Origin of the sequence: Streptomyces sp. Inha503 (assembly GCF_047215865.1) — a bacterium.
GTDB classification, from domain to species: Bacteria; Actinomycetota; Actinomycetes; order Streptomycetales; family Streptomycetaceae; genus Streptomyces; species Streptomyces lycopersici.
Genome location: NZ_CP178360.1, coordinates 12206880 through 12226413 on the forward strand (window position 1 = coordinate 12206880; position 19534 = coordinate 12226413).

Here is a 19534-nt window from a genome sequence, read left to right on the forward strand (position 1 = left end):
ACTCCTCCTCGCGGCCGCCCTCGCATCCGGGCGTGTGCGAGACCGCGTACGCCGACTGTTACTGGCCGCGGCCGCCGCATTCGCGCTGGTGGCGGTCTCGACCGTACCGGCCGCGGCGTACGCCCCGGTCGGCGTCGTCCACACCGAGCGGGTACAGGCAGGGCCCTACACGGTCACCGTCGGGTTCTCCGAGTGGCCCCTGCGGGCCATGCAGTCACTCGACTTCACGTTCGCGCCGGCCGACGGCATCGCGGGAAAGTCGGGCAGGCTCACCATCGACGGGCCCGGCCTCGACGCCGAGGACCGGGAGACCCCGCTGAGCAGGCACCCCCGCAAACGGGATGTCTGGGGCCTGGACGTCCGGGCCCTGCCGGAGCCCGGCACCTGGAGCTTCACCTTCGACATCGACGGCCGAGCTGGCCACGGCCGCGGCACCCTGCGGAACGTCACCGTCCTCGACCAGCCGGGCCCGTCCCTGGCCATCAGCTGGACCGTCTGCGCCATCCCGGCCATCGAGATGCTCGCCTACCTCGCCGTGGGCTGGCGGCGCAACAAGCCCTCCGAGCGGGTGGCCGCACTCGTCTGAGCCGCCGTTGCCCGAAAAGCGGTGGAGCCGCACTCCGATGTGCCGTTAGCGTGCTCCCGCCCACAGCCACCCGGTCAAGGACGTGCCGATGTACACCAAGTGAGACCCCCAAGCGCTGATCCGTCGCACGGCGCACATGTGCGCCGTGCTTTTGATCTGCCGATACGGGGTTCAGAAACAGGCACTTAGAGGGTAGCCAGCCGCTCGACAAGGACACGGGCCGAATCGAGATGCACCGTGGTAGCAGAATCCGAGTCGACCCGTCGCTGTGGTCAGCGGCCTTTAGGTGCCTAACCGCCGGGCGGCTGGGTCACCGAGCGGCCTGCTCGCGGAGGAAGCGGCGCTCGGTGCGGCGGCGCCGTATCTGGTACCAGCGTGTGGTGTAGGCGAGGTCCTTCCGACAGGCGTCGAGGAATGCCTCCTGCGCGGTGACCACGGCCTCAGCCTGCCGCTGGAATCGGTCGGCGCTCTTTTCGTTCGGCTCCAGGTTGCTGGTGGCCTCGACGAGGGTCTCCGCTGCGGCGATGACGTGGACACTGCCGCACAGCCGGACGCCGTGAGTGCGCTGATGAGGTCGCTGCTGATCTCCCATGTCTGGGGGATCTGGCCCAGCAGCAGCTTGTGGGCGGCGCGCCCGACTTCGTGCAGCAGGTGGGCGAACTGGTACGCGTAGTTGAACGAGCGGGTCGAAGCGTCCAGCAGTCGGCGGTACGCCTCCGCTCGGTCTTCCTTGCTGCCCAGCCGGGGGACGCCCGTGGGCCGGTACCGCCCGATCAGGGCGCTGGTCACGGTGCCCGTGGCCTTGATTCCCGCGGCGGCCACACCCGGCGTTATGAAACTCATGTCTGGTTCTACCACTGGGCGCCGGGCCAGTGGAGCTGGTCACCCGGATCCTAGAATCGCACACATGGGCGAACCGCTTCCGCGGTACCTGGAGAGGCTGCGGACCTTGGAGGTCTACCTGCGCATCCAGCTCGGTGCCGTCCAGGCCCGCATCACGGACCTGGAGAACGGACAAGCGGACGGGGCCAACGGGTGGACGCTTCAGCTCATGCCTAGCCCCGAGGGAACCTGCCGCGGGTATCTCCATCGCGCGAGCTGCTTCATACGCGGCCGGCCCCTGGCGCGGGACCAGGCCCGGCAGGTGCTGGAGATGCCCGAAATCACGGCGTGCGACGCGTGTCACCCCGATCCCTGACACGCGGCGGGCCCCGCCGCTGCTGGTCGAGCACCTGGTGCGGATCAGCGCCGCCTGCCCGGACACCCTCATGGGCATCCGGGACCGCGCCATGGTGCTCATGCACTTCGCCGTCGCAGGCCGCGAGCACGAACTCGCCTTCAACCGGGTGCGCGACTATGCCGAGACCCCCGGCGGCATCCAGGCCGACCTGCGTGTGTCCAAGGTCCGCCCCCGCGTCGTCCCGGTCCCCTACGGTTCCCGGCCCTCGATTTGCCCGGTGAGAGCCTGGCAGGCGTGGAAGGAGGCCGCTGGTCTCACTGACCCGGACGGATACGCCTGGCGCCGCCTGCACAACCGCTGGCACACCGTCCTGGAGGGCGGCCTCCAGCCCGCCGCGATCGGCGAAGTCGTCACCCGCGCAGGTGAACGCGCCGGGATCGAGATCCGCTTCACCGGTCACAGCCCGCGCCGCGGCCTCGCCACGTCCTCCCGCATGAAGGGCCACGACCAGATCGTCATCGCCAAGCAGGGCGGCTGGGCCCCCCACTCCAAGGTGCTCGCCGGCTACCTCGAAGTCGTCGACCAATGGGAGGACAACGCCCTGCTCGGCGTGCTGTAGCAGGAGCAAGGGGGTAGCGCCCTAGGGGAGGTGGGGTGCTGCATTCCTTCCATACCCGGGTTCACGGACTGCCCGGACCACACCGACGGTGCCTGCGGGAAGCAGAGGAGCAGGCAATGACGGAAACGGTTCGAGTCAAAGCAGGGTTCGGCGACGGTCTAGCAGAGTTGGAGGCCTGGCTTCGAGAAGATCGGTCTCTTCCTGGCCGCCATGGACGGCTACAGGGCGCGCGACCCCGAGCTGGCGATCGTCGTCTCGGCGATCAAGGCGACGGTCAAGGGTGGCCTGGGCAAGTTGCGCGAACGCCCGCGTGGTGAGGGGTGGCGGCCGGGCGAGCCGTGGCGGGCCCTGTCCCGCCCGACGTGGCGGCCGGACATCCGCGCGGCCGTCATCTCCCGCGCCCGGATCAATCTCCATCGCAAGATCGTCAAGCATGCGGCGTTCACCGGCCAGTACCCGGTCGCGATCCTGTCCGACTGCGTGGTGTACGCGGCTGAGGGCACCAGCCCGCTGGACTTCCTGCCCTACCGGGACGGCAGGCCGCTGCCCGGCGGCTTCAAGCTCGGCATCAACCCGGGCCTGGTCAAGCACGAGGGCACCCAGACCGTTCTGTGGGGCGAGGGCGTGAGGGAGCAGTTCGAGGCCCCGGAGCTCAACCTCGCCCGGTACATCAAGGACGGCACGGTCACCGATGTCGACAACGGAGAGTAGGAGAGGGCGACGATGAGCCTGTTCGGGGACGGTCTGGACGCCGCGGTGCAGAAGGCGTTCACCCGTCCGGCGCCCAAGAGCGCACCCGCGCAGATGCGCTACCTGGTCAAGCAGCTCAAGGGCACCAGGGCGGTCGCCCAGATGCTGCGGGTCTCCCAGCGCACCGTGGAGCGGTACGTGAGGGACCAGATCAAAAGGCCCCGCCCCGATCTCGCCGCGCGCCTGGAGCGTGAGGTGAAGGCCCGGTGGCAGCCGCAGATCCGGGCCAAGGCCCGGCAGACGGCGGCGACCACGGGCGGCATCGTCATCGACACCCGCGCCCGGCTCGGCTACACCGCACCGATCGGGACGACGGACCAGGACCGCATCCGGCACCTGACCGTCGCCCTGCCCCCCCGCTACGCCGCCCGCCTCTTCGAGGCCCAGGAGGCCGGCGCCGGCGACCAGCAGCTCAGAGAGATCGCCGCAGAAGCCCTCAAGGAGGTCTACTTCCAGGACAGTGGCCGCCGGGCCGGCCAGCTGGAGGAGGTCCGCTTCACGGACATCGAGCACCTGGAGTTCGGCCTGTAGGGGGTTTCGCCGAGGTGAGCCCAAGACCGGCCCGGGCGGCCGGGGGGGAGGGGTCTTGCGCAGGGAGGGCTTCCTCCCAGCGGTCACGGTCGAGCGCGCAGTGGGCCGGCGACGCCCTCTCCCGTGCCATGGCGCATACGCTGATCGCGGTGGTGACGAAACGGGTCCATAACAGGGCGCTCGAGCTCGTGCGCTTCGATGTCACGGTGGCGGGCTGGTGCCGGCTGACCGGTCCTCTCCCTGAGCCACCCGCGGGGGGCGCGCCCGATCGCGTTCTCGGTGTGGGGTCGGGTGGTCTGGCCGGGCGGGTGGTGTTCACTGTGGTGGTCCCACCGGTTGCTGTTGTGTGGTTGTGGCCGGTGGGGTGCTGGGTGCGGTTCACTGGGGGAGGGGTTGTCCCTTGGTCTCCGGTCACTGGGGGAGGGGTTGTCCCTTGGTCTCGGGTCCGACGGACCAGACGGTGGCGGTGGCGATGATGTACATCGTCATTCCGACGGCGGTGGCAGCGGTAGTGATGCCGCCGAGGAGGCTGATGAGCATTCCGGTGGCGAGGGTGACCAGCGCGCCTGCGATGCGTGCGGAGTTGAACACCGTGGAGATGGCGGTGGCGCGGCCCGGGGTGGGGAACAGTTCGGGCATGTAGATGGGCATCCAGGCGAACTGGCCCAGGATGAAGAACCCGGCCACGGCTGCCACGGCCAGTGCCGCCTGCGGGGTGTGGACGGCGAAGAAGAAGACCGGGATGACGGCCGCGGATACGCAGTAGTAGAGGAGCATGGTGGGTTTTCGGCCCCAGCGGTCGGCCAGGTAGCCGAGCAGGAGGTAGCCGGGTACGGAGGCGCCGTTGAACACCAGGCCGGCGTTGGCGCCCCATCGGGTGCCCGTTTCGCCGGTGTCCTTGGCGAGTTGGGCGGTGTATGCGGGGATCCAGGCCGACACGGCGTACAGGCCGATGACCGACACGACAGTCAGTACGAGCAGTCGCAGCCCGCGGCGGCGTAGGCGGGCGTGGCTGAAGGCGGCGGTGAAGGGGGAGCGCAGGAGTTCCCTGTCCGCGGCTGCGACGGTGTTGCCGGTTTCCTGGGCGGCTTTGGCCTTGCGCCGCCGGTCGCGGAGCGAGGTCCACATCTCCGGGTCGCGGACGGCCCGCCGTACGTAGAGGACGATGAGTGCCGGGAGCGTGCCGGTCAGGAAGAGGTAGCGCCAGGCGTTGTCGCCCACGGGCTCCAGCAGGTACCAGGCCAGTGCGGCGATGACCGCGCCGACGCCGAAGCCCGACTGGAGTACTGCGGCGGCTCGTCCTCGTGAACGGTCCGGCCAGAGTTCGCCGATCAGGGCGGTGGCACTGCCCCACTCCGCTCCCAGTCCCATGCCGGTGATGAAGCGCAGGGTGAGCAGCCACCAGTAGTCGGGTGCGAGTGCGGTCAGACCGGTGAAGAGGGCGTACCAGAGGATGGAGAGGAGGAGGGTGCGGCGCCGGCCGAGTCGGTCGGCCGTGAAGCCGGCGAGGATCCCGCCGAGCGCCCAGCCGGCGAGGGTGGCGGCGAGCAGGCCGCTGACGTAGGTGGGAAGGTCTGCCAGCTGTGCTTGGGTGCCCACCGCCATGACGGCTGTGGGGCCGACGAGGACGAGGGCGTAGGTTTCGAACCCGTCGAAGGTCCATCCCAGCCAGGACGCGAACAGTGCACGGCGGCTGCTTTTGTCGATGTGGCGCACGGCTGGGGACGGGCTGAGCGTTCTGGGGGGCGACACGTCGTTTTGCAGGTCGGACATGGTGCTCTCCTTTGAGCGGTCGCGCGACGTCGTGGCGTGCCCGTCGTCAGCCGATGACGTTGGCCGGCCTGAGGACGCAGACCTCGACCGGTTTGGCGAGGAGGTCGGACAGCTGGGCGCGGTAGGCCGTGTAGTGGGCCGTCGTGCGGTGCGCCTTCAGGGCTGCGGAGTCCTGGTAGCGCTCCAGGAGGACGAAGTCCGGGGCTGCCGACTCGGTGGTGTAGAGGTCGTAGGAGCGGCATCCCGGCTCGGAGCGGGTCGGGTCGATCATTCCTTCGAGGAGGGCCCGCAGCTGCGGAGCGCGGTCTGGGGCCGGGGTGAAGCGGGCGATCACGGTCACGTGGTTCTGGTCTGGCACGGGGGCTCCTTTGATTCCCGGCGGGGGCTACTTGCGCCCACCAGATGTAAGACGTTATAAAACGTCTCATGACATGCGTCAAGGGTTCGGTGACCCCGCCGGCCGTGACACCCGGAGGGGTTGTTGCGCGTCCGGGCCTGCTGCCGGGTTCAATACGACTTATGACATCTGACATGGGTAACGAGCCCCGCTTCGACCTGTCGGCCGCCGGATTCCGGATCGAACGGGGCCGGACATCGGCGACGACGCAGCTGGCGGAGCAGATCAAGGCACTGATCCTCAAGCAGCAGCTGCCGCCGGGAACGCGGCTGCCCACGGAACGGGAGCTGATGGCCGAGACCGGTCTGAGCCGCATCACGGTCCGTGCCGCGGTGGGTGCACTGGAGTCGCAGGGCTGGGTGGTACGCAAGCAAGGACTGGGCACCTTCGTCTCCGAACCGGTGGACCAGGAGCTGTCCTCCGGCGTGCGCACCATCACCGAGGTCCTGCTCGAACAGGGCGTCACACCGCACATCGACGTCCTGGGCTTCGGGGTCGAACCCGCTGCGCCCCACATCGCCCATGTCCTCGGGGAGTCCGAGGTACTGACGATCCGGCGCCGGTACGGGGACGGGGAGAAGCCGGTCGCGCTCGTCACGATCCACCTGCCGACGCGGGTGCTGGAGGCGGCCGGGCCGCTGCGCTCCGGCGAACCGGCCACCGAGACCACGTACACGATGTGGGAGCAGCACCTGGGGGTGCGGATCGCGCAGGCCCAGCACCAGATCCACGCGGCCGCGGCTTCTCCGGACGTCGCCGCGGCGCTGGAGATCGAGGAGTTGGCACCCGTGCTCGTCCTGGAGCGGGTCAGCCTCGGCCACGACGACCGTCCACTGGAAGTCGTGATCTTCCACTACCGGCCGGAACGTTACGGATTCACCGTAACGCTTCCCCGCACCGTCTCCGGTGCCCCGGTCGGCATGACCGACATGACAGAAAGGCGACGTCCATGAACGACGACGATCCCTCCGGCGCGGGTCCCGCCCACGAGCCCGAGCCGCACATCGGGCTGATCCTGGCCCTGACCATCCGCGGCCTCGCCGTGGGCAACTATCCCGACATGGTCCGCGCCGCGCAGGCCGCCGAGTCCTGCGGATTCGACTCCGTGTGGCTGTGCGACCACTTCCTGACCCTCAGCCCCGACGACTACGTCCGGGACGCGGGCATCACCGCCGGATTCGAGAGCGACGGCGATGCCCGGCAGAGCCGCTCGTCGTCGGTCCCGCTGCTCGAATGCTGGACCGCGCTGTCGGCCCTGTCCCGCGACACCACCACCGTGCGCCTGGGCACCAGTGTGCTGTGCAACTCCTACCGCCACCCCGCCGTGCTCGCCAAGATGGCCGCCACCTTCGATGTCATCTCCGGCGGCCGACTGGACCTGGGCATGGGAGCGGGCTGGTTCCAGCAGGAGTACGAGGCCTACGGCATCCCGTTCCCCCCGACCGGGGACCGGGTCACCGCGCTCGGCGAGTCGCTCCAGGTGATGCGCCGGGTGTGGACCGACCCGCACCCGACCTTCCACGGCGACTTCTACCGCATCGACGGGGCGGTCTGCGATCCGCCCCCGCTCCAGCAGCCGCATCCGCCCCTGTGGGTGGGCGGCGAGGGACTGCGGGTCCACCGCATCGCCGCCCGGCACGCAGACGGCATCAACGTCCGATGGTGGCCCGCCGAGAAGTGCGCGGAGCGCCGCGCGTTCCTGGACCGTGAGTGCGAGGCGATCGGCCGCGACCCGGCGACCCTGCGCCTGTCGATCACCACCCTGCTCGCACCGACCGACTCCCCGGCACAGCAGGACGAGCTGCGTACCCGCTTCCGGTCGATTCCCGACACCGGACTGATCACCGGGACGCCGGAAGCCTGTGTCGAGCGCATCCGCGCCTACCAGGACGCCGGCATCGACCACTTCCTGTTCACCATCCCCGACGTCGCGGACTCGGCCTGTCTCGACGTCGTCGGGGAACAGATCCTGCCCCACATCAAGCCCGCACGGCACACGCAACCCACCTGACCCGGCCGCGCAACCACGACGCCAGCGACTGAGCGAAGGGCTGATCCGTGACCTCCCAGACGACCGCCCACAACGACCTCACCACCATCGGCGAGGCGTACCTGAGGCCGACCGCCTACATCGATTCCGACCACCCGCTCGTGGTGTCCACCGCTCGAGAGCTGACGGACGGTGCCACCACCGACAGCGAACGGCTGGGCCGCATCTACCACTACGTCCGCGACCTGCCCTACGACATCCTCGCCTCCTTCCGCTATCTCGCCGAGGGCGAATCGGCGGCCAGCGACGTCCTCGCCCACGGCGTCGCCTTCTGCATGGGCAAGGCGAGTTCGTTCGTCGCCCTGTCCAGGGCCGCCCGCATCCCTGCCCGCATCGCGTTCCAGGCGCTCCACGCCCCGAAGATGGAATTCCTCTCACCGGAGGTCCGCACCCTGTGGGGAGGGCCGGTCGGACGGCCACTGCCCTGGCACTCGCTCGGCGAAGCCTTCCTCAACGGCCGGTGGATCAAGCTGGACGCAACCATCGACGCGCCCACAGCGACCCGTCTGGGCAAGCCCTACACCGTCACCTACGACGGCGTCACGGACATCCCGACCGTCGAGGGGCCCGTGCTGCGGGAGAACGGCAGCTACGCCGACTATCCCGCCGAAGTGGCGCGATGGTACGAGCAGGTCGCCGGTGAAGTCCTCCAAGCGCTTGCCTCGCCCGCCGCGCACGAGCGGGTCGCCGGCGACGACGTGCTGTGGAGCGGCCCCGACCCGGAGCTGGTCGGCCGCACTTCCGTCGCCTGATCCGGCCACGCGGGGAGCGCCCCCGGACACCGGCCGGCGGACATGCCCGCCCTTCGCGGACCATCACCTCAACCCCCAAGGAGTCAGGCCACCATGGCCGTTCACCAGATCAACTCCGTCAACCCGGCCACCGAGGAAGTCATCGCCCAGTTCACCCCCCACTCGCCGGCAGCTGTCGACGCGGCAGTCGAGCGGGCATCCCTGGCCGCCAGGAGGTGGCGGACGATACCCGTACCGGCACGGGCCGAGCACCTCAAGCGGGCCGCCGCGCTACTGCGCGCCGAACGGGACCAGCTCGCCGCACTCATCACCGAGGAGATGGGCAAGCCCGTCGCCGAAGCGGAAGCCGAGGTCGACAAGTCCGCCTGGGCTTGCGAGTACTACGCGACGCAGGGACCGGAACTGCTGAGGCACCAGAGCGTGGCAACCGGGGCCGCCGCAGCCACGTCGCCTTCGACCCGCTGGGCCTGGTCCTGGCGGTCATGCCCTGGAAACTATCCGCTCTGGCAGGTGTTCCGCTTCGCGCCGCCCGCGCTGCTGGCCGGCAACGGTGCCGTGCTCAAACACGCCTCGAACGTGCCGCGTTGTGCCCTGGCCATCGCCGACATCTGGAACCGGGCCGGCTGCCCGCCCGGTCTGTTCACCACGCTGCTCGTCGGCCCCGACGCGGTGCCGGACCTCATCGCCGATCCCCGCATCCACGCCGTGACCCTCACCGGATCGACCGAAGTGGGCTCTGCCGTCGCTGCCATGGCCGCGCACCACCTCAAGCCGCAGGTCCTCGAACTCGGCGGCTCGGACCCCTTCATCGTCCTCGCCGACGCGGACGTCCCGGCCGCCGCCGCGGCGGCGGTCAGCGCACGCATGCACAACACCGGGCAGAGCTGCATCTCCGCCAAGCGGTTCATCGTCGAGGAAACGGTCGTCGAGGAATTCACCGACGCGTTTACCGCCGGTGTCGCTGCCCTGACCGTGGGCGACCCGTTCCGCCGAGACGTAACGATCGGCCCGCTCGCCCGGTCCGGTCTTCGCTCCGACCTCGTCGGACCAGGTCGAGCGCAGCACCGCGGCGGGCGCCCGCGTCGTCACCGGCGGCACGGTCCCCGACGGCCCCGGGTATTTCTATGTGCCTGCCGTCCTCGACCAGGTCACCCCGACGATGGCTGTCGCAGCGGAGGAGACGTTCGGCCCGGTGGCCGCCGTCGTCTCCGCGAAGGACCCGGCCCAGGCCGTCGACATCGCCAACGCCACCGAATTCGGTCTCGGCGCCGCGCTGTGGACAACCGACCTCGAGCGCGCCGATCGCCTGATTCCCGGCATCGAGGCCGGCGCGGTGTTCGTCAACGGGATCGTCGCCTCCGATCCGCGGCTGCCGTTCGGCGGCATCAAGCGCAGCGGCTACGGGCGCGAGCTGGGTGTCTTCGGACTCCGCCAGTTCACCAACGTCAAGAGCGTGTGGATCGGCCCCGCACACCACGCACACAGCCACCCCCTCAGCGAATGACCAGCATTCTCTTCTCCCGAACCAGCCGACCGAAGGCGATCACCCATGACAGTCACCCAGCCGGACCCGCTGTCCGCCACCACAACACATCACGAGAACACCGTCGCCATCGTCGGCGGCACCGGCGCCCTCGGTCTTGGGCTCGCCACCCGGTGGGCCCACAGCGGCGTCAACGTCCGCATCGGATCCCGGCGTGCACAAGCGGCGCAGGACTGCGCCGACAAACTCCCCGGAGCGGTCGGCGGGGACAACACCACCATGATCGAAGGCGCGGCGGCGGTGGTCGTCGCCGTGCCCTTCAGCGCACACGTCGAGACGATGCGCGCCATCGCGAAAGCCATCCGGCCCGGACAACTGGTCATCGACACGACCGCGCCCCTTCTGCCCGCTGGCCCCCGCGGCCTGCGCCCCATCGTCCCCTGGGCCGGTTCCGCCGCCGAACAGGCCCAGGCCCTGCTGCCGGACGGCACAGGCGTGGTCTCGGCTCTGCAGACCGTCAGCGCCGCCACCTTGCAGGACATCGAACTCCGGCTGGACGAGGACGTATTGCTCTGCGGCGATCACACGGCCGACAAGGCCCTGGCCGCGGATCTCATCGACCGTATCCCCGGGCTGCGCACCGTCGACTGCGGCCTGCTGGACATCAGCGGTGTCTGCGAGCGGATCACCGCGCTGCTGATCGGGATCAACAGGCGCTACAAGACCCACGCCGGCATCCGGCTCACAGGTCTCCCCGAACCTCTCGCCCGATGAGCTTGTTCTCTTTCCCCCGGCCTCGAACGGTGTCTCGAACCGAGCCGCTCACCTGGGGGTCCGCCAGACGCGGGGGCGGCCTTCGTCTGATCCTGTGCTCCGGCCGAGGTGCACGTGATCACGGCGAAGGCCGTGAGGGTGAGTCTGCTGCCCGATGCTCTCCGGAGGAAAGCGCTGGCCAAAGCCTCACGCTTCCGGGGCGAGTTCTACGAGTGTCTGACCGCTCGGCGTCAGGAGTTGTCCGCGTTGGCGGACGCGGTGCTGTGTGCGGATGGTGCGGTGAGGCCGCCGGTGGACTGGGGCGCTGCTGCCCGAGCATCGACGTTCACACGGAGCGATGTACGGCGGCTTGAACCACGGCCGGCTCGACGTCGATCGGCTGCGGACGGTGCCGGCCGGGCTGTGGTTGCCGCGGTTCGACGGCGGGCGTCTGGTCTGGGCGGCCGATGTGCCGCCGTGGCTTCGCCCGGACGCGCCATGCTCCGCCGAGCGCCATGTTCTGCCACCTCTGCGGGCGCGCGAAGACAGCCTCGCGGTTCATTCCGGGCCGGCCCCGCTCTTTCGTGGCCGTGCTGGAGCCGGGTGCCGCGTCCTGGACCGCGATCCTGGACGCGGTCCGGCTCGGACCGGCGGACGACGCAACTGCGATCACCGCCGCCCAGTTCCGGGGTGTCGTCGAGCGGCTCATCGCCGCTGGTCAATGGCAGGCCGGGGACCCGCATATCGTGATCGTCAGCGATGCTGGCGACGACGTCACCCGCCTGGCCTGGGCCCTGCGCGACCTGCCGGCCGAACTGGCCGGCCGGGTCCGCTCCGACCGTGTCACGCGGCTGCCGAAACCACCGAGAACGCACGGCGTCAACGGCCGGCCGCCCCAGCACGGCCCGGAATTCCGGTTCACCAAGCCGGAGACCTGGCCCGAGCCTGCGATCACCACGGTCACGGACACCACCAACGACGGCAAGACCCGAAACCCAGGCATGGGACCGGGCCCACCCAAGGCTCACCCACCGCTCCTCCTGACTCGACCACGGACGGTGAACTTCCGCCGGTCGAAGGGACGTTGATGCCACTGAAGGCCGAGCATCCGTCGACGGAAACGAGGAGGCCCCGCCAGTGTGGTTATGGTCCTCCCCAATCGGCGCACCCCGGACGAACGCGGACCGCTTCCGGCAGGCATTTCCGCGCCGCTTCGATCTGGAGCACACCTTCCGCTTCGCGAAGCAGACCCTCGGCTGGACCACCCCGAAACTACGTACGCCCGAGGCGGCAGACCGCTGGACCTGGATTCTGATCACCGCCCAGACCAGCTCCGGCACACCCAGCTCCGGCTCGCCCGGGGCCCTCGCCGCGGACCGTCCGCCGGCCCCGGGGACAGGCCCACGAGCTCCGGCCGGACTCACCCCGGCCCGGGGTCCGCCGGGGGGTCAGGAAACATCCGCGCCCACCTCGCCTGCCCGACCCGTGTTCCCAAACCCCGAGGTGCCGGCCCCGGACGGCCACCCGGCACCAAGAACAAAACAATCGAGCACCCCGCTAGACGTCCGGGCAAGACCCGCCAACGCGCCTGAGACCCTCAAAGGGCCATCGGCAAGCCTGGAAGATCCTCGTTCGATGAACAAAAAGCTTCAGAGCCTGTTTCCTCATCCTCTTGTGATACACGGTCGTATTGGCTCGGGAAAGCGGTGTCCGCAGCGTCCCCGCGAGATACCCGCCCGCCCGGCCGAGCAAGGGTATGTCCGGAGGCGTCAGCGTGCGGTGTCGCACAACGGCCTGCCGCCGCTCGACGAGCATCCAGCGCTGGTGTGCCGGGGCCCGAAGCCGCGCCCGGCCCCATGTGTGCGCCGACCTGGGCGCCGGATCCGGCAAGCTGACCGGCCCGATGGTCGGCGCTGGTGTACCGAAGACACCGCAAAGCCCCGCCCACCGTGCTGACATTGTGGGGGTTTTTATTTTTTTTTACTCTCAGGCTTGTTGCTTCCGCCGAAGTCATCTGAACGCAGTTGCTGCCGTGAAGCAGCCGGCCCCACTCCGCACGGGGCCGGCCCCGGCACAGCCCACCGAAGCCCCTACCCGCCACGGCCACGCCGGCCGACGGCCCGCCGTGCGGCGACGAGGGGCCAGGACCAACGACGGACGAACCACCGAGGCGGGCGCGGCAGCAGCACCACCCCCGGCGAACCCCGGCCCCGCGCGTCAGCGGTCGGACCAGCACCGCGTGCGTGAGCGGTCGGCGAGCCGACCAGCTCGGGACACCCGGTAGCCGTCGATCCCGTCACCCAGATTGCGCGAGCGAGTCCGCTGCCCCGCGCCCGATGAGCAGCAGGCGCGATCACGAGGTGGGAAACTCGTCGATCAGCCCGCCGCGCAGAATACTGCTGGATGACAGCCGCGCCGCCGCCGATCCGGACGTCTTTGCCGCCCGCGGCGTCTCGAACGCGCGCTGGAGCACCGTCTCTACAGCGGCTCGTCAGGTGAAAGTGGAATGGTCGTTCCGCCGGCCATCTCCAGCGTCGGGCGCAGATGGTGGGTGTGCACGAACAAACGTACCGTGGTGGTAGGGGCGGGTTGTCGCCCCACCAGCCCTTCCAGGACTCGTCCTCCCACGGCCCGCGCTGCGGGCCGAACATGTTCCGCCCCATGATCGTGGCGCCGATGTTCTGCTCGCCGCGGGCGAAGTAGCCGACATCGATTCCGGTCTTCCCCGCGGCGGAATCCTCCGCCGCGGAGACGAACCAGCTGTGCAGGTCGTCACCCCAGCCGACACCGTCGCCGAACGGGGCGTCCAGTCGCTGGTTCGAGCCGGCCGCGAAGCCGTCGAGGGAGATCGTCACGTTGTGTACGCGGACCTTGGGCATGGCCTTCGCCTCTCGTGCTGATGTCGTTCTCTCACCCCTGCGTCGTACAGAGCCTGCCTGGATCGACATCCCCGCGCACATTCTTTCGGCGGGCCATACCGGTGCCCGGCACCGCGCCCCGGCACCGCGCCCCGGCACCGAGTGCGCGGCGCGGGCGGGGCCACGCCGACGGGCAGTCGGCCCGCGCAGCCGAGACGGGCCTGTAGTGGGTGGTCTGGCCTGCGTTGATCAGTTTGTGGTGTGTCTGCGGGTGGGGGGATTGCGGTGTGCGAGTAGCTGTAGTGGTTGTGGGTGTTGTGTTTGAGGGAGGGTCTGGCCTGCGGGTCTGTCAGGTAGCTGTTGGGTGATCAGGTTGTGTCGTCTGCGTTGTGCGGGGTTCAGATTCAGTGTTCGTTGGTATGCGGCGGCGTTTGGACGGGCTGTCTGTTTGAACTGGACTGGGTTGCCGGGATGCTGGCCTCTATCGCCTCTGTTGACGATCATGTTCGCCGGGCTCGGGGGCGCGTGTCCCTGAGGCCGTCTCGGGTTACGGGTTGTCGGCCCATGCGGGGACGGGGTAGGTGTCGCCGAGTGCGAGGCGGAGGGGGCCGAGGAGGCGGTGGGCGAGGCTGGGGGAGAGGTCCTCGATCACGAGTGCCGCGGCGGCGAAGGAAGCGGACTTTTGTTCGTCTGAGAAGTTCCGCACGCGCTGGCCGTGGGTGCGGGCTGTTCGGTCCAGTGCTGTTTCGAACAGCGCCGCCACCGGCAACGTCGCCAGCAGGGCCGCCGCCAGTTCCAGCGGGTACCGCGTACCGCCGCCTGGCCCGCCGAGACGCATCGCGCGAGCCCGGTCGCCAACCTCTTGTGCTGGCCGGACTCTGATCCTGGTCGAGGTGTCGGCAGGGTCCTTGCATGGCTGATCGAAGGCCACGGACGGCGAGGTCGTACGCGACTGCGGCTACGTCGTCTCAGCCCCGAATCCCCTCAACCCGAGCAAACGCGTCGTACTCATCGGCGGCTGGTCCACCTACGGCACTGTCGCCGCAGCCCGCCGGCTGGCCGAGAACGGAGCCAGCCGTTCTTTGGTCGCCGGTGTCGCCGTGCTCGTACAAGCCTCCGTCCTTCACGATGCCCATGTGTCCACGCCTCAGGTCGTGCGCAAGACAGACCTCAGCACGTGAACCCTGCGCAGCGCTTGAAGAAGGCCCTGCTCTTCTCCACGCGGGCGGAGGTGAACCGCGCGAGGTCTCGGTGTCGAACTGCTCACCGGGCTCCGTCGGCAAGCTGCTGAGGGCGAGCGGATTCAGCCCGCAGGGGACCGCCGGCCGCGCATGGCTGGGTGGAGGACCAGGTGTGGACCGCCGCGCGGGTGGCCACGCTGATCGGCCGGAAGTTCCACGTCTCCTACAGCGTCTCGGGCGCCACCCGGCTGATGCACCGGCTCGGGTTCTCCCCGCGGGTGCCCGTCCGGCGGGTGGCCGAGCGCGACGAGGAGGCCGTGAGGGTGCGGAAGGAGGCGACCTGGGCGGAGGTAAAAGGGCCAGGGCGGCCTGCGGGGCCTACATCTGCTTCGAGGACGAGGCAGGCTTCACCCGCAGACCGCCGCGAGGCCGGACCTGGGGCCGATGCGGACACACCCCGGTCGTGACGGTCAGCGGACGGCGCTCGGGACGGCTGTCGGTGGCCGGGCTGATCGCGCTGCGGCCCGGCTCACGGTCCCGGCTGTGCCACCGGCTGATCGCGCCCCCGGCGGGCAAGGGCAAGCGCCGCAGCATGAGCGAGCGCGACTTCCTCGCCCTGCTCGACGGCACCCACCAGCTCATCAAGGCACCGGTCGTGTTGGTCTGGGACCGGCTCAACACCCATGTCTCCCGCACGGTGCGAGAGTTGATCGAGGCACGGGAATGGCTCACGGTGTTCCTGCTGCCCGCCTACTCGTCCGACCTGAACCCGGTCGAGGGCGTGTGGGCGCACCTCAAGCGCAGCCTGGCCAACCTCGCCCCGCGCATACGGCCGCGAGGCGCCTGCGTATGACGAAACCCCCTCGGCGACACTGCGGCCGAGGGGGTTCAGGCATCGAGGATGCTCAGCCGTTACGGCTGATCAGACGGCGGTGACGTTGAGGCCTGCCTGGCCGCTCTGCAGGTTCGCCGCACCGTCCACGGTGACGCTGTGGCCGGCCAGCTCCGCGCCGCCGATGCCCTCCAGGTGGCCCGGGCCGCCCTGCAGGGCCAGACCGGCCGCGCCGCCGGCAACGCCGTCCAAGTCGGCGTCGGATATCTCGCGGGTCTCGATCTGGGCTTGGTTGCTCATAAAGCACGCTTCCTTCATCAGTGATCTCTTGTATGAGGCGACCGGGACCACAACCGCGGTCCGGGACCGGCGCGGACTGTGGTACGGGCAGGGCTCTCCGCCCGTACCGGAGAAAGAGATCCACAGACATGGAGAGCCTGCGGATCCGACTCGCCGATAACCAGCCGCCACACTCCAACTGCGCCACGCGCCCCCCACACGTCACACCCGCACCAAACCGGTGACGCATGGCACGTCACTTAGCTTGTTCTTTAACCTTTCAACCGTTGCAAGGCGATGAGCGTCTTCTCGCGGCGGACGGTTCTGCCCACGTCGTAGCGGGGTGCCCGGTGCCTGTTCCTGGTGCCGGGCGGTCGTCCCGGGCCAGGCCGATGGGGTTTCGGTGCTCCGGCGGGACAGGGCATGTGCTGGCGGAGGTTCCGAAACGTCCGGCGGACCCGGGCCGGGGTGAGCCGACCGGGGGCGGCTGGCCTCTCCCATGGGTGCCGCAGGTCCTGGGCCAGTGGGCGGGCGAGCCGGAGCTGGGTGTAGGCAGCGGTGATCAACCAGGTCCATCGGTCGGCCTGCTTCCGGCTCCCGCAGCCCGGGTTTGGTCCAGCCCAGCGTCTGCTTGAACAACCGGAACGTGTGCTCCAGGTCGAAGCGCCGCAGGAACGCCTGCCAGGCCCGGTCGGCGTCCGCGTCGGTGGCACCGGTCCTCGAGGACCACAACCACACCGCCGGTGCCTCCCGGTCCTTCGACAGGTGCTCGACTTCCAACCGGATCAATGTGCCCTCGATCAAGGGGAGTCCGCCTTCGTGGTCGAGCCAGGCGGCCCGGTGGGTGAGCCGGGGATGGACCCGGCCCCACGCCTGGGTGACCAGCCTTGCCGTAGTTCGCGGTGGCGGTGCGGGTAGTGACCGTCGGTTCGGGCCAGGTCTCCGGCTTGGCGAAGCGGAACTCCGGCCCGTGCTTGGGCGGCCGACCGTTCGTCCCGGGCAACCGCGGCGGCTTCGGTAACCGCATCACGCGGTCGCTGCGGATGCGCCCGACCAGCTCGACCGGGAGGCCGCGCAGGACCCAGGCCAGGCGGGTGACGTCATAGCCGGCGTCGGTCACGATGAGGATGTCCGGCTCGCCGGGCTGCCACTGGCCCGCGGTGATGAGCCGGTCGACGACATCGCGGAGCTGGGCGGCGGTGACCGCGGTGGCGTCGTCTGCCGGGCCGAGCCGGACGACGTCCAGGATCTGTGTCCAGGACCTGGCGCCCATCTCCAGCACCGCGACGAACGAGTACGGCCAGCCGGGGATGAACTGCGAGGCTGTCTTGGCCCGGCCGTAGACGCGGCAGAAAAGCCGTTCCGGCGAGCACGGCGCATCTGACCGCAGCCATGGCGAGACGTCGACGGCCAGCACCAGGCGCCCGTCGGGGAACTGGGGTAGGGGCATGCTGACCAGCAATGACCGCAGTCTGTCGGTGTCGATCCGGCCTTGGTTGAGCCCGTCGTACATCGCGCCGTGCCCGCGGCGGTGCTCGGGCAGCAAGGTCAGCTCCACCTGTCGCGGTTCGTCCGTTCTGATCGGCATCCGGGGTGTTGAGCTGGGTTGATCAGTTGGTTGGTTGGGTCCGGCGGTGTGGTGTGTGCTGGTGAGGTGCTTGGCGTTGCTTGCGGGCCCGGACTGGGCGGGCTTGTGAGCTGCGGGTTTCCTGTTCCGGGGTGGTTTCGTGGGTGTTGATCAGTTCTGTTGGTTGGTCGGTCAGGTTCGCTGGGCGGCTGTTGTAGCGGCATAGGGGTGTGGGGCTGTGGATGCCGATGGTGGTCATGAGGTGTTGTTGGTGGGGTGGAGCTGTTCCCAGGTGCGTTGCTGGGTGCGGATCCATTTGGTGGTCTGGTTGGGGAAGGGCAGGCCGGTGCTGTGGTGGGTGTGGGCTTGGTGCCAGCTGTGGTTCCAGGTGGCGCGCCAGGGTGGGTTCCACCACGGGTCGAGCGCGGCGAGTTGATTGTGGTGGGGCCAGGGCTGGCCGGTTCGTTTCAGGTGGGTATAAGCGGCTCGGCGTTGTTTGTGCAGCCACCATCCCAGGGGGAAGCCGTCGTGTTCGGTGCGGTAGCCGGCTGAGGTGAGGTGGCCGTGCTGGGTGGCCCAGGCTTGGGCGTAGGGCAGGCCGGCCGCGAAGGCGGAGGGCGGGTTCTTCAGCCGCGGGCGGGCCGGGCGGGCTGGTTGGGGAGCTTTCGGGGGCGGTGCCAGCGCGCGGGGCGTTCGCTGGTGAGGCCGATCTCGGCGAGCAGCTGTTGCTGCTCGGGGTGGAGGCTGTCGTAGCTGGAGCACTGGGTGAACAGCCATTTCGCTGTCGCGGATGGGAGCGCGTCGAGGTCGGCGGTGGTGGCCAGGGAGCGGCCGGTGGTGTGGGTGCGGGCGGTGAGGTAGGTCTGGTGCCAGCGCGGTCCTCCTGCCGGGTTCCGGTGAGGGTCGATGGCTTCCAGGGCTTTGATGCGGTCGGTGGGTAGTTTTCCTCGGGTGGCGCGGCGACGTTGGGTGCGCAGCCAGGCGCCGAGGCGGTAGCTGTCGTGGGAGGTGTCTCCGGCGACTGTGAGGTGGCCGTGCTGGGCAGCCCAGGAGCGGGCGTGGGCGAGACCGGCCGCGAAGGCTGCGGCTTGGGGGATGCGGCGGGGCCGGGCGGTGCGGGCGCCTTGAGCGGTGAGGCCGATGTCGGCGAGGAGCTGCTGCTGGCGGGGATGGAGTTCGTCGTAGACGGCGCACTGGCTGTACAGCCACTGTCCGGTCCAGTCCGGTGTGCCGGGGAAGCCCTTGTTCGGGGCGAGGCTTTGGCCGGGGGTGAGCTGTGTGCGGGCGGCCTGGTAGCGGCGCTGCCATTTCATGCCCCAGGGCGGGTTCCAGTACGGGTCGATGCGGGCGATGGCCTCTTCGTGCGGCCAGGGGGTGTCGAAGAGTTCGCGGTGGAGGTTGGCCTGGTGTCGTTGTCGGACCAGCCAGCGGCCGAGGGGGAATCCGCCGTGGTGGGTGGTGCGGGAGAGGCCGAGGGTGCCGTGTTCGGCTGCCCAGGCGCGGGCGTAGCGCAGGCCGGTCTCCATGGCCGGGTGTCGGGTGGCCGGGTTGGGCTGGGCGGTGGCGGCGAGGGGTTTGGTGAGGCCGAGGCGGGCGAGGAGGTGCTGTTGGCCGGGCTGGAGGGCGGTGTAGTTGACGCACTGGGCATACAGCCACTGCCCGGTGAGGTCGTCGAAGTTGCGGAATCCGGCTTCGGGATCGAGGAGACTGCCCGCGGCGACGGCGGCGTGGGCGATGTGGTGTTCGCGTTGCCAGTCGGTGGGCCAGGGCGGGTTCCAGCCGGAGTCGATGTCGGTCAGCGCCTGGTCGAGTGCGAGGTCGAGTTGGCCGCGTCGTGCGCGTACTCGCTGGCTGTGCAGCCATTTGCCGATGGGGAAGCCGTCCTGGCGTGTGGAGGTGGGGGCGCACAGGTGGCCATGTTCGTTGGCGTAGGCGCGGGCGTG

At 69.7% G+C, this 19534-nt stretch carries 17 protein-coding genes and 5 pseudogenes; 14 read left to right on the plus strand and 8 right to left on the minus strand.

What is annotated here, in order from left to right; translation table 11 throughout:
* Positions 1-34: 34 nt before the first annotated feature.
* The gene (locus tag ACJX2R_RS50855; RefSeq protein WP_413105730.1) at positions 35-586 is read left to right on the plus strand and encodes a hypothetical protein; all 552 of its coding nucleotides are present in this window, start codon (positions 35-37) and stop codon (positions 584-586) included.
* A gap of 310 nt (positions 587-896) precedes the next feature.
* Here the strand turns inward: ACJX2R_RS50855 and ACJX2R_RS50860 are convergent, their stop codons facing one another.
* Positions 897-1178: a hypothetical protein gene (locus ACJX2R_RS50860; protein WP_413105731.1), complete on the minus strand. Its 282-nt coding sequence runs from the start codon at positions 1176-1178 to the stop codon at positions 897-899.
* A gap of 315 nt (positions 1179-1493) precedes the next feature.
* Here ACJX2R_RS50860 and ACJX2R_RS50865 point away from each other — a divergent pair, with 315 nt between their 5' ends.
* The 4 genes and pseudogenes from ACJX2R_RS50865 to tpg all read left to right on the plus strand — a co-directional run bounded on the left by ACJX2R_RS50865 (position 1494) and on the right by tpg (position 3666).
* Positions 1494-1784, plus strand: coding sequence for a DUF6233 domain-containing protein (locus ACJX2R_RS50865; RefSeq protein ID WP_413105732.1), 291 nt, complete (start codon positions 1494-1496; stop codon positions 1782-1784).
* A 37-nt stretch (positions 1785-1821) separates the two neighbouring features.
* Positions 1822-2385, plus strand: a complete 564-nt coding sequence (locus ACJX2R_RS50870) for a hypothetical protein (protein ID WP_413105733.1) — start codon at positions 1822-1824, stop codon at positions 2383-2385.
* 198 nt (positions 2386-2583) lie between these two features.
* Positions 2584-3096: pseudogene (locus tag ACJX2R_RS50875) on the plus strand (transcriptional regulator); the annotation flags it as partial.
* Positions 3097-3108: 12 nt separating this feature from the next.
* Positions 3109-3666 (plus strand): telomere-protecting terminal protein Tpg, encoded by a 558-nt coding sequence (tpg, locus tag ACJX2R_RS50880; RefSeq protein WP_413098140.1) that lies wholly within the window; start codon positions 3109-3111, stop codon positions 3664-3666.
* A 411-nt stretch (positions 3667-4077) separates the two neighbouring features.
* Here the strand turns inward: tpg and ACJX2R_RS50885 are convergent, their stop codons facing one another.
* Positions 4078-5439: an MFS transporter gene (locus ACJX2R_RS50885; RefSeq protein ID WP_413098139.1), complete on the minus strand. Its 1362-nt coding sequence runs from the start codon at positions 5437-5439 to the stop codon at positions 4078-4080.
* A gap of 46 nt (positions 5440-5485) precedes the next feature.
* Positions 5486-5797: a putative quinol monooxygenase gene (locus ACJX2R_RS50890; protein WP_413098138.1), complete on the minus strand. Its 312-nt coding sequence runs from the start codon at positions 5795-5797 to the stop codon at positions 5486-5488.
* 173 nt (positions 5798-5970) lie between these two features.
* Between ACJX2R_RS50890 and ACJX2R_RS50895 the strand changes: the two genes are divergently transcribed.
* The 7 genes and pseudogenes from ACJX2R_RS50895 to ACJX2R_RS50925 form a co-directional block, all read left to right on the plus strand.
* Positions 5971-6789 carry a GntR family transcriptional regulator gene (locus tag ACJX2R_RS50895; protein WP_413098137.1) on the plus strand — a complete coding sequence of 273 codons (819 nt, stop codon included), beginning with the start codon at positions 5971-5973 and terminating at the stop codon, positions 6787-6789.
* Positions 6786-7847 carry a TIGR03619 family F420-dependent LLM class oxidoreductase gene (locus tag ACJX2R_RS50900; protein ID WP_413098136.1) on the plus strand — a complete coding sequence of 354 codons (1062 nt, stop codon included), beginning with the start codon at positions 6786-6788 and terminating at the stop codon, positions 7845-7847. Before ACJX2R_RS50895 ends, ACJX2R_RS50900 begins: the two co-directional genes overlap by 4 nt.
* A gap of 47 nt (positions 7848-7894) precedes the next feature.
* Entirely contained in the window at positions 7895-8638 is a 744-nt protein-coding gene (locus ACJX2R_RS50905) for a transglutaminase-like domain-containing protein (RefSeq protein ID WP_413098135.1), read from the plus strand.
* Positions 8639-8731: 93 nt separating this feature from the next.
* Positions 8732-9601, plus strand: a pseudogene (locus ACJX2R_RS50910) (aldehyde dehydrogenase family protein); the annotation flags it as partial.
* Between the two features lie 142 nt (positions 9602-9743).
* Positions 9744-10142: pseudogene (locus ACJX2R_RS50915) on the plus strand (aldehyde dehydrogenase family protein); the annotation flags it as partial.
* 45 nt (positions 10143-10187) lie between these two features.
* Complete coding sequence (npdG, locus tag ACJX2R_RS50920; RefSeq protein ID WP_413098133.1) at positions 10188-10895, plus strand: NADPH-dependent F420 reductase; 708 nt, start codon at positions 10188-10190, stop codon at positions 10893-10895.
* A 138-nt stretch (positions 10896-11033) separates the two neighbouring features.
* Positions 11034-12502 (plus strand): annotated as a pseudogene (locus ACJX2R_RS50925) (transposase); the annotation flags it as partial.
* A gap of 1777 nt (positions 12503-14279) precedes the next feature.
* Here the strand turns inward: ACJX2R_RS50925 and ACJX2R_RS50930 are convergent.
* Entirely contained in the window at positions 14280-14570 is a 291-nt protein-coding gene (locus tag ACJX2R_RS50930; protein WP_413098129.1) for a hypothetical protein, read from the minus strand.
* A 513-nt stretch (positions 14571-15083) separates the two neighbouring features.
* On the opposite strand from ACJX2R_RS50930, the gene ACJX2R_RS50935 reads away from it, so the two are divergent.
* Both ACJX2R_RS50935 and ACJX2R_RS50940 read left to right on the plus strand, forming a co-directional pair.
* Positions 15084-15380 carry a helix-turn-helix domain-containing protein gene (locus tag ACJX2R_RS50935; RefSeq protein WP_413106169.1) on the plus strand — a complete coding sequence of 99 codons (297 nt, stop codon included), beginning with the start codon at positions 15084-15086 and terminating at the stop codon, positions 15378-15380.
* On the plus strand, positions 15296-15766 hold the full coding sequence (locus ACJX2R_RS50940) for an IS630 family transposase (protein ID WP_413105735.1): 471 nt from the start codon (positions 15296-15298) through the stop codon (positions 15764-15766). Before ACJX2R_RS50935 ends, ACJX2R_RS50940 begins: the two co-directional genes overlap by 85 nt.
* Positions 15767-15835: 69 nt before the next feature.
* Here ACJX2R_RS50940 and ACJX2R_RS50945 read toward each other — a convergent pair whose 3' ends face one another.
* The 4 genes and pseudogenes from ACJX2R_RS50945 to ACJX2R_RS50960 all read right to left on the minus strand — a co-directional run.
* Positions 15836-16045: a type A2 lantipeptide gene (locus tag ACJX2R_RS50945; RefSeq protein WP_413098127.1), complete on the minus strand. Its 210-nt coding sequence runs from the start codon at positions 16043-16045 to the stop codon at positions 15836-15838.
* 251 nt (positions 16046-16296) lie between these two features.
* A pseudogene (locus ACJX2R_RS50950) lies at positions 16297-17582 on the minus strand (NF041680 family putative transposase); the annotation flags it as partial.
* Between the two features lie 264 nt (positions 17583-17846).
* Positions 17847-18272 carry a helicase associated domain-containing protein gene (locus tag ACJX2R_RS50955; protein ID WP_413106170.1) on the minus strand — a complete coding sequence of 142 codons (426 nt, stop codon included), beginning with the start codon at positions 18270-18272 and terminating at the stop codon, positions 17847-17849.
* Positions 18218-19534, minus strand: a 1317-nt coding sequence (locus ACJX2R_RS50960; protein ID WP_413098126.1) for a helicase associated domain-containing protein, incomplete at its 5' end; no start/stop codon positions are given. The genes ACJX2R_RS50955 and ACJX2R_RS50960, both read right to left, overlap by 55 nt.